At 49.9% G+C, this 13,049-nt stretch carries 11 protein-coding genes; 7 read left to right on the plus strand and 4 right to left on the minus strand.

What is annotated here, in order from left to right; all coding sequences use genetic code 11:
* Positions 1-86 precede the first annotated feature (86 nt).
* Complete coding sequence (locus Pan54_RS12900; RefSeq protein WP_146503871.1) at positions 87-1,643, plus strand: aldehyde dehydrogenase family protein; 1,557 nt, start codon at positions 87-89, stop codon at positions 1,641-1,643.
* Positions 1,644-1,733: 90 nt separating this feature from the next.
* Here the strand turns inward: Pan54_RS12900 and Pan54_RS12905 are convergent, their stop codons facing one another.
* On the minus strand, positions 1,734-3,044 hold the full coding sequence (locus tag Pan54_RS12905) for an SGNH/GDSL hydrolase family protein (protein ID WP_146503872.1): 1,311 nt from the start codon (positions 3,042-3,044) through the stop codon (positions 1,734-1,736).
* Between the two features lie 86 nt (positions 3,045-3,130).
* Positions 3,131-4,465: an outer membrane protein assembly factor BamB family protein gene (locus tag Pan54_RS12910; protein ID WP_165441762.1), complete on the minus strand. Its 1,335-nt coding sequence runs from the start codon at positions 4,463-4,465 to the stop codon at positions 3,131-3,133.
* Positions 4,466-4,884: 419 nt separating this feature from the next.
* Here Pan54_RS12910 and Pan54_RS12915 point away from each other — a divergent pair, with 419 nt between their 5' ends.
* The gene (locus tag Pan54_RS12915) at positions 4,885-6,297 is read left to right on the plus strand and encodes a magnesium chelatase (RefSeq protein WP_146503873.1); all 1,413 of its coding nucleotides are present in this window, start codon (positions 4,885-4,887) and stop codon (positions 6,295-6,297) included.
* A gap of 5 nt (positions 6,298-6,302) precedes the next feature.
* Here the strand turns inward: Pan54_RS12915 and Pan54_RS12920 are convergent, their stop codons facing one another.
* Entirely contained in the window at positions 6,303-6,635 is a 333-nt protein-coding gene (locus Pan54_RS12920) for a low molecular weight protein tyrosine phosphatase family protein (RefSeq protein ID WP_146503874.1), read from the minus strand.
* Positions 6,636-6,674: 39 nt separating this feature from the next.
* A complete protein-coding gene (locus Pan54_RS12925) occupies positions 6,675-7,964 on the minus strand; it encodes a dienelactone hydrolase family protein (protein WP_207310135.1) in 1,290 nt (429 codons plus the stop codon).
* 129 nt (positions 7,965-8,093) lie between these two features.
* On the opposite strand from Pan54_RS12925, the gene Pan54_RS12930 reads away from it, so the two are divergent.
* The 5 genes from Pan54_RS12930 (at position 8,094) to Pan54_RS12950 (ending at position 13,026) form a co-directional block, all read left to right on the plus strand.
* Positions 8,094-9,794: a hypothetical protein gene (locus Pan54_RS12930; RefSeq protein WP_146503875.1), complete on the plus strand. Its 1,701-nt coding sequence runs from the start codon at positions 8,094-8,096 to the stop codon at positions 9,792-9,794.
* Positions 9,795-9,917: 123 nt separating this feature from the next.
* A complete protein-coding gene (locus Pan54_RS12935) occupies positions 9,918-10,211 on the plus strand; it encodes a hypothetical protein (RefSeq protein WP_146503876.1) in 294 nt (97 codons plus the stop codon).
* A 240-nt stretch (positions 10,212-10,451) separates the two neighbouring features.
* Positions 10,452-11,105 carry a hypothetical protein gene (locus tag Pan54_RS12940; RefSeq protein WP_242631308.1) on the plus strand — a complete coding sequence of 218 codons (654 nt, stop codon included), beginning with the start codon at positions 10,452-10,454 and terminating at the stop codon, positions 11,103-11,105.
* A 285-nt stretch (positions 11,106-11,390) separates the two neighbouring features.
* On the plus strand, positions 11,391-12,422 hold the full coding sequence (argC, locus tag Pan54_RS12945) for an N-acetyl-gamma-glutamyl-phosphate reductase (RefSeq protein WP_146503878.1): 1,032 nt from the start codon (positions 11,391-11,393) through the stop codon (positions 12,420-12,422).
* Positions 12,423-12,768: 346 nt separating this feature from the next.
* Positions 12,769-13,026 carry a hypothetical protein gene (locus Pan54_RS12950; RefSeq protein ID WP_146503879.1) on the plus strand — a complete coding sequence of 86 codons (258 nt, stop codon included), beginning with the start codon at positions 12,769-12,771 and terminating at the stop codon, positions 13,024-13,026.
* Positions 13,027-13,049 lie beyond the last annotated feature (23 nt).

Consider the following 13,049-nt stretch of genomic DNA (forward strand, 5'->3'; position numbering starts at 1 on the left):
CTAAATTTGATCGATCAAATTACTTCGACTCTGTTCATCCTGATTCTGGATGAATTCCCTTATTCCCAAGCGCAAGGACAATCGATATGGCAACCGCGACGAAAGACATTCAGGCTTACACCGCAGCTGCGTTTACTCCGCCGCAGAAGTTTTCACAATTCTGTCAGAACGGTGGAAAACCGCTTGGTGGAATTATTGACGGCAAATCAGTCCCAGGTTCCATGAATGCCACCTTCGAATCGACCGATCCTGGATCTCAGGAGATCCTCGCTCGTATTTGTGAAATGGGAGAAGCGGAAGTTTCCATGGCTGTTGATGCGGCGACGAAAGCCTTTCATGGCGATGGTGTTCAAGGCTGGAAAAGTGTTGATGTCGAAGAACGAATTGAACTGGTCAATAAACTGGTCGAACTCTGCGAGCGGGATCGTGACGTGTTCCTCGCCTGCGAAATTCTCGATGGCGGAAAAGTCTCTGAGTTAGCCGAAGGTGATTTCGGTCAGATTCGTGCCTGTGCCGAATACTTTGTCGATATCGCCCGCAAAATTCCGATGGGCGATGGTCCGAGCATGCAGGTCTCACCCGGTGTTGAAGGTTTCACTTATCGCGAACCCTGGGGAGTTGTCGCAGGAATCATTCCCTGGAATTATCCAATTGTCCTCACTTCATGGTTCATGTTCCCGGCTCTACTTTCCGGAAACACAATTCTGATCAAACCAGCCGAAGACACTCCGCTCTCTGCTCTCTACATCGGCAAACTGGCAGAAGAGGCCGGTTTTCCACCCGGCGTGATTAATGTGTTGCCCGGTCGCGGCGAAATCACCGGCCAATGCATCGCGGAAAATCCGGGGGTTCGATACATCTCCTTCACCGGTTCTCCGGGCGTTGGTCAGGCGATTCTGCGAACCTGCGATCGTCACGGCACCCGCATGAAACGCGAAATGGGCGGCAATGGTTCCGCTATCGTGCTGGGCGATGCCGATCCCGAAGTGGTCGCCCGCATGGTCGGCAAGTACACCAATCAGCATTTCGGGCAGACCTGCTGCACGATTCATCGCGTTTTTGTCGATAACAAAATTGCAGACGACTTCATCGACGCTCAACGCGAGTTTATGGAAAACCTCAAAATCGGTTATCAGGCCGATGCCGGGACTCAATTGGGAGCCGTCGTGAATACCACTCAGAAACGACGCATCCTCCAAGCTCAGAAAGAAGCAGGCTGGCGTGGCGGTCAGGCAATTCTTGCCGGCGGTGTCGCAGAAGTGAGCGGCAAACAGGGGAACTACATCAAACCTGCCCTTTACAAAACCGCTCCCGGTGTCGATTGCAATCCGCAGGAAGTCTTTCACACGTTCGCCACCATTTGTCCTGTTTCCTCAGCTGAGGAAGCGTTGCAGTTGGCGAACAGTTCGCCATACGGATTGGGAGCCAGCGTATGGACTAAAGATATCGAAAAGGGAATTGCCCTCGCCAAGCAGTTCCGCGATGGAACCTGTCAGGTGAACTGTCACAACTCCATCGCTTATGGACTCCCCTACGGCGGTCAGGGAATTTCCGGCGGTCCGGGAGCAGGCGTGAATTGTGAAGAGACTTTCCTGGATTACACGCAGGTGAAAGCCGTTTATGTGGCTGAGTATCCTGGTTAAGATCCCTTAAAAAAATACGGGTGGCTTGGTGACCTCGATGAGGATCCCCTGCCACCCGTTTTTTATTGAGTCGAAAGTTAAGCTGAAAATCTATTCAACGAGATCTCCGAGAATTAAAATCTGTCCGACACGGACATTGGTCCCTTGAAACTTCGGAGCTTTCAATTCGACTTCCGGATCCTTCAAGCGAAACGCAACCGGCTGCCGATCGGGCTGTTCCTCATCAACCTTGACAATCACTGTATGCACTTCATCGGAATCTAAACCACTGGCAACGGAAAGCGTCGCAATTCGATGATAGGTGCAGTAACTGTCAAACCGTGCCACAGGTTTGTCGCGTTGATTTCCATCGACCGTAATCCAGACCTGCCCACCATCGGGGCCGAGGAGATCGTAAAGCTTGGCGGTCGAGCCTCGAAATTTGAAGGTTAATGTGCTGCCAGGAGTTTTTGTTTCCCAGAGCGTGCCCATTCGTTTTCCAAAACGTCTGGCGAGTGACGCATCGTCCGGTAACTGCTTCCATTCCGGTGAGAGCATGCTCTGCTCAATCGGAACCATTTTCGCAGCCTGCCAGTGATCGTCCACAAAAGTGGTACTCAACTTGGGTTGATGATCCTTAGGCGTGGATGTTTTCTCCATTTGCGAAACAGCATCTGCGACAATCTCCGAATAAATCTGATGCCCTTCATCCAAAGGATGCACGCCATCGGAAGAGAATCGCACTACGCCTGCTTTCGTTGGCTGATCACTCTTGAAAATAAGCTTCCCGGCCTGTTCCAGTTCGACGATTTTCATCGCGAAGTTGATTGAAGGAATTCCATAGCGATCGGCCAGCATTTCCATTGCTGAAATCGATTGCGGGCATTCCCCTTTTCGAAGCGGTTCTTCAAATCCGGTTCGGAATGTATAAACAAAGCAGATATCGATGCGGGAATTCTGAGCCCAGGTTTGTCGGACAATCCCTTCCATCGCCTGCCAGATTCGTTGCGGAGAAGCTCCGCCATCGTTGACTGCAAACTCGACAAATAACAGATCCGGCTTGTATTTCAGAGCATCTCGCTGCAGACGAAATACGCCCAGATCGCTTCCTGTCCCGCCAATAGCCGCATGAATTTCTTCGACTTCGGCATCAGGAAATTCATTGGCAAACCACTCGCGGGTTTTCACTCGCCAGCCATTGGCAGCGGTAATCGAACCTCCCAGATAAGCAATCTTAACCGGCTGCCCATCCTTCAATTTGGCAAGCACGTTGCCCAAGCCATCGCGAGGTTGAATCAGCTTTGGTTTGACAGCCGCATATTCAGGAGCGGCCTGCAGAGTTGTATTCAAACTGGTGAAAACAAAGCCGACTGCGAGCGAGAAAATTGCCAGCCTGCATAAATTCAGTTTCGTCGAGATCATAAAAAATCCTGTCCTGCAAAGTCCAACATGAGTGTTCACTCAGTTTACTAGGTCCATGACAGGAATTGAATTGATTCCCGTGCCAATTACTCGCCGACGCAATAAAGATATTTATCGGAACGCAGAAAAAGATCGCCATTACTGATGGCCGGTGTCGCATTAAACGTTTCATCATCCTCCGTCACGCGATTGACCGCCAAGGGCTCATAGGTGTCGCTCGCTTTCATGACGTAGGTGAGTCCGTTCGCAGCCACATAATAAATTTTCCCATCCGCCAGGACTGGTGAAGAATAATCAGCACCGCGTCCACGACCTCCTCCAAAGCCGAAGGAAGATTCTTCTGCCACTTCTCCACCACCGAGTCGTGATTTAAAAATTTCTTCACCGGTTGTCGCATTCAGGCAGGTCACAATTCCGGAAGACATATAATACAGACGTCCCTCGTAAACAACGGGCGTGCAATAACGATTACGATCCCGTCCGGACCAGACCACGTTTGCTGCAGAGACATCGCCCGATCCGCCGGCCTTCACCGCAATCGAACCTCCACTCCGGCCAGTTATTCCAAAAATCGAACCTTCGGCAAAGACCACACTCGAACTGAAAGAATCACTTGGAATCGCTTCACAGAACCAGCAGAGTTTTCCAGTCGCGGCATTGATGCCCCAAATTTCATACGGAGCCCCAATCACAATATCGGTTCGGTCATCCTCACCGGGAGTGACAATCGGCGTTCCCCAGACATCACCCAGCCCAGACGACTCGGCTTTCCAGAGTTCTTTGCCGGTTTTCTTATCCAAACCAACGACTGCACGTCCTTCCGGTCCTGCCGTCACAACCAGCGTGTCATCCACGACTATCGGACTCGATGCCGAGCCCCAACGCTTCGGATCAGAGTTGGTTCCAACTCCAGTTTGCCACAACTGATTTCCTTGCAGATCGAATGCCAAAGCCCCGCTCTTGCCAAAGAAGACATAAACGTTTTTCCCATCGGAAACGGGCGTATGCGAAGCATAACCATGCACGGGAACTCCCATGCCTGTGTATAGATCTTCCGGCAGCACTGCGGGGACTGTCTTTTCCCACAGTTGTTTTCCATTTTTTCGATCAAAGCAGAGCAAATGCCGCTTCAAATTTTGTGGATCTCCTGGCTCGGAACGGCTTAGACCATAGCCGGAATAACTCGTTACAAACACGCGTTCTCCGACCACAATCGGGCAAGAAACCCCAGAACCTGGCAACTCGGTCTTCCACTTCAGATTCTTTGTCGGGCTCCATTCTGCAAGAGTTTTCGCATCATCGGCTGCAATCCCCGAACCATTCGGCCCACGAAAACGAGGCCAGTCGCCGGCGTGACATACAGATACAGTGATGGACAATAACACCCCAACCGACATCAATGTGCAAATGTTTTTAGCCATCCTGATCATTTCTGTATTCCCCTGACAGATTTTCCGCGTCTGAAGCAACTTCATCAATTGATTAAACTTTGAAACACGAAAGCTGTTTCGTGGAATCTCGAAAATCGGCTGATTTTCTGGACATATCAATAAAGACTGCTCCCTCCAAATCAAAGAGGGAAACGGACAATTCCCCCGATCCGACTTGGCGATGACGAGTGAGCCGCAATAATAGAGCAAGCTCTTATTCTCTTGGGTGGATGGGGTCGGAGCGAAGCTTAGCCCCCAGATTCGTTAAACGTACTCGGGGCTTACTTTCATTTCGACCCTAGTTGTTCCATGAAAGCTTGGTGCTTTCACAGAAGCCACCCATGATTACATGGATAGATCAAATTAAATCTGAGCCTTGCTCAATAACAATACACGGAAAGTCAAAACGTATGTCACAACACCCCACGACCTTGCAGGAACTTCAGGAAAGTGGCTGGAAATCTCGAACTGTTAAAGAGGAGCTTCGTCAGAATTTTTTAAAGGCTCTTTCGACAGGAGAAGAACTGTTTCCCGGCATCATTGGATATGACAACACAGTCATTCCGGAAATCAGCATCGCCTTACTGGCCGAGCATGATATGCTTTTTTTAGGTGAAAAGGGGCAGGCGAAGAGTCGTATCATGCGTTCGCTAGTCCGCTTTCTCGATCCTGAAATTCCCTATCTCGATCATCCCGACATCCCTGTGCACGACGATCCGTTTCAGCCGATTACCGCTGCCGGGAAAAAATATCTCGCTGAATCAGAGCCTCAGGATGTCAAAATCGCCTGGTGGCCTCGCGAAGAACGCTACGCCGAACGACTTTCCCCGGGCACAAAATTTGCCGATGTCATTGGTGAAATCGATCCGTCAAAACTGATCGGCGGCGTGAGCATGTCGACCGAAAATGCTCTGCACTTTGGCCTGATTCCCCGTATGCATCGTGGCATTTTTGCCATGAACGAGTTGCCCGAACTCGATGAACTGGTGCAGGTCGGCCTGTTCAATATTCTTGAAGAACGCGATGTGCAGATTCGCGGCTACCCGATCAAATTTGACCTCGATATTCTAATTCTCTTCTCCGCCAACCCAGCCACTTACAACCGCAGTGGAAAAGTGATTCCTCAGTTGAAAGACCGCATCGGGTCGCTCATTCAAACGCACTATCCCCGCGATCGCGACTTGGGAATTCAGATCACTCAGCAGGAAGCCGGAATTCACGACGATGAAAATTATCCTGTTGTTGTTCCTTATTTCATGCGGGAAATTATCGAGCAGATCACTGTCCAGGCCCGGAAATCGAAATACATTGATCAGGACTCCGGCGTCTCTGCCCGATTCTCCAACGCGAACTATCGGACCATGATTGCCAGTGCTCGTCGTCGAGCCGTCTTGTTGAAGGAGCAGCCAGCTGTCCCTCGCATCAGCGATCTTGGCCATCTGACCGCTTCTTCATTGGGCAAACTCGAACTCGATTTGATGGGCAGTCATCAAATGCGGGAATCGCAGGTGCTCGAAGCGATCATTGCCGAAGCGATTCGCATCGTCTTTCAGGAGTACGTTGAAGAGCACGGCCTCGAAGAAATCTCACAGATTTTCGCTCGTGGCGTAAAAATCGAAGTCGGCGACCTGCTCCCCTCCAACCATTATGCAGAACGACTGCAGCATGTCCCCCCCATCTGGCAAAAAGCCTTCGAACTCAATGCCGCTGAGGATGACGCCGTCCGCGCATCCTGCGTTGAATTCGTACTCGCCGGTTTGCATGCGACGGATCGTATCAGCAGGGCTCAATATCACGGGCAGGTGACATATGAGATTGAGTAACTCCATTATTGAACTGAATCGTCGAAATATGTCTCCACTCTCTGACGAATTAATTCGACCAATTCCTCATCCATAAATTGGTAATCATCTGGAATATCCAGATTGACAATCTTTGGCAGGTTATTGTTGCGAAACATTTTCCGAATTCGAGAGCCGTATTCCGACTCCATGACAAAAATTATATCTGCCCATTCAACTGTTTTTGCGGTCACTGTTCGCGAACTCTTGTCACTCACTCCTGCTGACTGCACCTTGAAACGATCATCATTACGATAGATTGTTTCAGCAGTGGGGCTACGCCATTTATTACGACCACACACAAACAAAACGTTAATCATTGAAACTCAGCTTCATTCTCACCTCTCCCCTCTAATCACTCACCTTTTTTTCCAGTGCTTATCAGTAAAGTTCATAAACTGAGTCCAGTCATAGAGCGTCAATCCGTGTCCACCGCTGCGGACGTGATAGCCGATGTTGCCTTGTTGAACGGGTTCGTTCAGGGCTGGAATCTGATTCGTTCCAAGTCCGGTTTTCCCATAAATTTCGTAAGCGGTCGAGGCTTCTTTACAGGAGAGAAATTCGCCGCGGGGGTCGGCCCACAAATCTTCGTTGGCACTGGTGACGTAGAGTAACCGGGGAGCAGCCAGCGCGAGTAGCATGTGCTGGTCGACGGGTATTTCGGATTCGTTTTCGTTGTATTCGGAAAACTTTTCACAGAACCAGTGCGGAAAGGCGCGATTGATGCGGCCGACGGTTTCGCCATATTGACGACGGGACAGAGCAGCTCCCCCGCAGCCGGAGTTGTTGGAAACAACCATCGCGAAACGCTCATCGGTAGCACCGGCCCATAGCGATGTCTTGCCACCACGAGAGTGCCCAACGACAGCGACATGTTCGGCGTCAATCATGCGATCGGTCTCCAGGTAATCAAGCACACGACTTGCACCCCATGCCCAGGCTGCCAGAGTCGCCCAGGCATCATCATGACGTTCTCCCTCATCCAACACACCATGAATCCCATTTTGAAATTTGTCGTAATCATCGGGGTCGATATCGGCATTGTGAAAGGCAACCGCGGCATATCCACGAGCAACAATTTCTTCAGCGGGCCAGTATTCGATTTTATTCTCGCGCGTCGGATCGATATTCGTTTTGTCCCGATTGCATATCAACAAATACGCAGGCACTGGGTGTTCAGCGTCATTCGGAATGAAGATCACGACATTCACCGAGAGCGATTTGCCGTTATTCTCGAACGTAATTTTCACCTGCTTGCGGGTTGCCTTGCCATCCATCGCTTTGGGATCGACATCATAAACATCAAAGGACATCTGCTCAGGACGTCCGACAGGGTTTCTTCCGTAGACGTGCTTGCGGAAGAGTTCCAAAATCTCCGGACGGCGCGTCGATTCCCATTCTTTGACGGTCGTGACCTTCTCTCCAGCATCTGTTGTCAAAATGTCGGGGAGAGAATACTCGGGAACTTTTTCTTCGCTGTAAATAAAATCCCGTCCGCCATTATTCGAACTCGAACGGCTTTCAAACTTCTTGACTAAATCTGGATCAGCAGTCCAGCCTTTCGACTGATCCTCAGCTGACACAGTGCCACTTATTGAAAGTACACTCATTGCTAGAATGAAACTCACCGAAACAAGATTTCGAAACATGATTTCTTTTCCCCATGTGGACGTGTGACGTTTTGTCCTATAATAGACAAACTCCGAAACGCATTGAAGTCTGTCGATCATTCATATTGCCAGACTAATATACGATTCCTTCAACGAGAAATAAAAGCTATGGCTTCAGCAAAACATGGTGGCATCGTTCACACTTATCAGAAGTACGATCCCGTCAATCTCCCCAGCCCGACTCAACCGCCTCCCGATATGGTTTCTTCGGCTTTTGAACATTCACTGATGTTTGGAAATCATCGCAAGCTGACTCCGGAAGAACTGGCCAGGGCTGTAAAAATTGATCCGAGTCAAATCCAGGGATTCGGCCCCAGCCTGGAAACCATTCAGGCAATGCTTGAAGAACGCAAACGCAAAATCCTGGCGACTTACGAGACAGATACCGTTCAGGATCGAGCCGCTAAGCTATTGGTCGCCAAAGGTCGCGAACAGAAGCCGCCGAAGCCACTTGCTGAGAGATATCGTAAAGCGATCTTTCATGAACAGATTTACGAACTGGAACGACTCTGGTATGCCAACGATGATGAACACAATCCGTTTGCGCATCATTTATTGCAGGTCATGCAGACAATGGGGGATAAATATCAGGTCGATGAACTCGCTTCCAAGTACGACTTTACCGGTCGGGAATCGATGACCGTTTCCGAGGCACTCGAAATTAAAGAACAGCTCGAAAAGATCGATGAACTGCTTGAGCAAATAGCTGAAGCGATGGAAAACGCGACCATCGGCGTGATTGATATGGAAGCACTCGAAGAGTTTGCCGAGTCTGGCCAGATGGATGAATTGAGAAATCTGCAAAAGCAGGTGGAAGATTATCTCAAAGAAATGGCCGAGCGGCAGGGGCTGGAACTGGATGGCAATGGAGCCTTCCGACTGACTCCAGAAGCGTATAAAATCTTTCAGGGAAAACTGCTGTCGCGAATTTTCTCGAACCTGCAGGCTTCCCGCAGTGGGCGGCATCAGGGACCGATTGTCGGCGAGGGAGCTGTCGAAATGCAGCAGACCAAGCCTTACGAATTCGGCGACTCGATTACCCAAATGGATATGTCGCAATCGATTATCAACTCGATGTTGCGACAGGGAACCGATCAACCGCTCAAGTTTCGTAATGAAGATATCGAGATCCACAAAACCCGCAATTCTCCCAAGTGTGCAACGGTCGTAGTGATGGATGTCTCTGGCTCAACTCGCTACAACGGTCAGTATATGAATGTGAAACGGATGGCGCTGGCTTTAGATGGTCTTATTCGCAGTGAGTATCCGGGCGACTATCTACAGTTTGTTGAAATGGCATCGTTTGCGAAACCGGTGCCGAGGGGCGAGATCATCAATCTGCTGCCGAAGCCGGTGACAATCAGCGATCCCGTTGTGCAGTTGAAAGTCGATATGAGCCGGGTCGATGTCAGCGAGCCAATGATTCCGCCACACTTCACCAACATTCAACATGGGCTTCAGCAGGCCCGGCGATATCTGGCGACTCAGGATACGCCGAATCGTCAGGTGATCGTCATCACCGATGGACTTCCCACTGCTCACTTTGAAGAGAGTTGGCTTTATCTGTTGTACCCGCCACATGAGCGGACGGAAGAATTCACATTCCGAGAAGCGATGCTGTGTCAGCGGGAAGGGATCACGATCAATATTTTCCTGGTGCCGAGTTGGTCACAAACCGAAGAAGACATTCAATTTGCGCATAAATTGGCAGAAACTACACAAGGCCGGGTTATTTTTACTGCTGGAGATGATCTGGATCGTTTTGTGATCTGGGATTACGTTTCCAGAAAAAAAGAAATCCTCGGATAAAGATTTGACAGAACGGCCCTGCGGACGGCATTATCAATGTATCTGAGTTGGAGTGGTGCATACTGGACATCACTTCAAGATTAGATTTTAACCTCGCTCTATTGATATTGATGAAGTCGGGCTATGAACGAATCTATTGAAAAGATGACCCTCCGTGAAAAGTTGACCGAAGCCGATCGTCTGATGCGTGAACTGGTCGATCATCTCGACAATGGCTTCATTCCCAAAGCCCGTAATTTGAGCAGGACAATTCAGGAACATGGTTCCAATACGGAATCACTCTCCGACATGAGTGTTCGCCAGCATGCCGCTGAAATCATCGATGATCATCGCTTTTCTGAACGCCTCTATCAGAAAATCGGTGCCCTGCTGGTCGCGATTGATGGAGATGTTACGTTGATTCAGGAAGGTCAGTAAATCGGAATCCACTTGGATGGCTTCGGGCTAAGTAGTCTAATGCAAATCTATTATGCTCGAACCGATTGAAATTCAGTAAGTCGCTCTCCTGCTGGACAAGCTTGGTAATACAGGGAAAATTATCTGTTTAGCGAGTTCTGGCAAATCTTCCGAGGTGTTGCCAAAAGTCGACACCCAATTTGGCAAATAAATTCAAGTTCGCTCTTGCGACCGCCTGCACCGGCTGAGAACATGAGCGACATGATCACTATAGCCAAAGACACATTGCCTCAGACGTTCCTCAGTTACATCGCCTTTCGCACGGCGATGCTTGACACAATGGAACGTGTTTCCTGGACACTGCAATTCGATTCCCTCGAGGAAACCGGATTCGGCTTTCTGACCGAAGTTCCGTTTCTCCGGGCGGTTCCGCCGCATGTGCAGATGGATCTTCTGGCTACAACCTGGTGGAAACATATCAGCCCCGATGTTTACGAAGCTGATCTCGTCGATGAAGCAATCGTTTATGCCGCCTGTGAAACGGCTGCTCGATCCTGCGAAGACGAAGCGGCTGTTGTCAGTCGATTACTGGCTCGCGGTCCCGTGGATGTCAAAGTGAATGTCGATGCCAGTCTTGCAAACGAACTTCGTTCGCTGCATCTGAAACTTTCCAATGACGGAGATTTCCTGCTCATCGGACAATTTTCCGATTTGCCGCCGGACGAAGCCGATCGCCTGAAAAAGAAGTTTAACTTCGACACCGCTCGCGCAGAAGCAATGTTCGATGTCCTGTCTCGCTGGAACATATCGCCAAACTTCGAAACCCGTTGCGATGCTCTCTTGACCGCTAATGAAGCGAAACGAACCTACGACTTGATGTGCCGTAAAGTCGAAAGTGCTCGACAAAAGTCGTAAGAACATCCCTTATAGGTTGGCTGGACTCGAAGCACAGCGATTGATTTTACAAGCACGAAGCACAAGCGAGTGTGTCAAACACGCGATAACACACTCGCTTGCGATTCGTGCTTGTAGGACCAAAATATTTGACAACATACGTGAGAAATCCAGGCAAACCCGACTTAGCACTTCTCACGCATTTCCAGCGAACGGCTTGATTGGTTAGAGTGTCTGGAATAGAGTCAACGTTCAGAAAAGACTCGATTTCCCACTGGACACAAGCCCCCGGACCCTCGACCACTCATGCCTTCCTCAACGAAAAAAACACGCGTCGCCATCATTGGTGCCACCGGTTACACCGCACTGGAACTCATTCGCATCTTATTACGACACCCGCATGTCGAAATCACCGTCGCGACAACGCGCCAGGAAGATGCCCCCCAACTGAGTGAGATTCATCCATCACTGAGAAATCGCATCGACCTGGCCTGCACACTGCTCAATCCACAGGAAATTGCTCAGGCAGCCGACGTTGCATTTACCTGTCTGCCACATACCGCCAGCATGGAAGCGATTCCAAAATTGCTGGCCGAGAATGTGAAAGTGATCGATTTGAGTGCCGATTATCGGCTCGTCGATCCCGAAGTTTACGAGCAATGGTATGGCCATGTACATACAGATCCCACACGTCTCGGCACCATTGTGTACGGCTTACCCGAACTGTATGCCGATCAAATTCCCGGTCAGGATCTGGTTGCCAATCCCGGCTGCTACACCAGCACCTCGATTTTGGGATTGGCTCCTCTGCTCTGCGGCGGACATATCGATCCTGTCGGCATTTGCATCGATGGAAAAAGCGGCGTTTCAGGAGCCGGCCGCTCTCCCAAAATGATCACCCTCTTCCCTGAGTGTAATGAAAGTGTGATGGCCTACTCCGTCGGCAATCACCGCCACACGCCGGAAATCGATCAGGTTCTCAGTGATGTCAGCGGAAAAGAAGTTGAAGTTGTTTTCACACCCCATCTCATCCCGATGGATCGTGGCCTGCAATGCTCAATGTACGCCCGAGCCAGCAGCGATGCCTCGGAGAAAGAAATGCTGGAAGTCATGCGGAAGTTCTACGAGAACAAGCCCTTCATCCGCGTGATTGAGGCACTCCCACGTACGAAAGATGTCGCCCACACAAACTTCTGCGACATGACAGTTCGCGTCTCCCGAGGAACCGTACAGGTCTTTTCAGTACTCGATAATTTGATTAAAGGTGCGTCGGGAGTCGCGGTGCAGAATTTCAATCTGATGTGCGGCTACGACGAAACAACAGGCCTGCTGCCGTAGTATCAAATACCGTTTGAGGTGTGCCACTGCTGACTTGCCCAGTCGTGTTGAAACGAGTTTGCGAATATCTGAATATCATCATCAGTGAGATCTCACACTCGCTTGCGATTCGTGCTTGTACTCGATTCTGCATTTTAGCCACTCTGGCATCTGGATTGCGACTCTCTCTAAAGAGTTCAAAACCTGCGATAATTACTGGCTTTCTGGTGAGAAATCGCAACATCAATCGCCCTGTGTTTCATTCATGCAACATCAGGTGATGCATTCCAGAGATTGGCAAACAGTGATGAGACTTCTCAATCAATTCACTACTGAAATTTGTAAAAGCCTATTGACGTTCTGTTTCGTGATCGCCTTACCTTCGGTCGCCACTGCAGAAAACTGGGCATTTCAAAGATCCTACTACAGCCATGCACTCACTCCGGAAGTGGCTGCGGTTACTCCCGAACCTTATTATCGCTCGGCTTATCGTACGCCGTATAAATCAATTTATCCTGGTATGACTGTCCGCTCGTCCTTCCGTATTAATCGTCTGCAACTCCAAAGTGGATTAAGTCGCGATTCCCAGTACATCTATGAAGGGACTGTCGAGTTTCGCCCATAATAGTCGAACCTCGGTTCATACAT

This window comes from Rubinisphaera italica (assembly GCF_007859715.1).
Lineage (GTDB): Bacteria > Planctomycetota > Planctomycetia > Planctomycetales > Planctomycetaceae > Rubinisphaera > Rubinisphaera italica.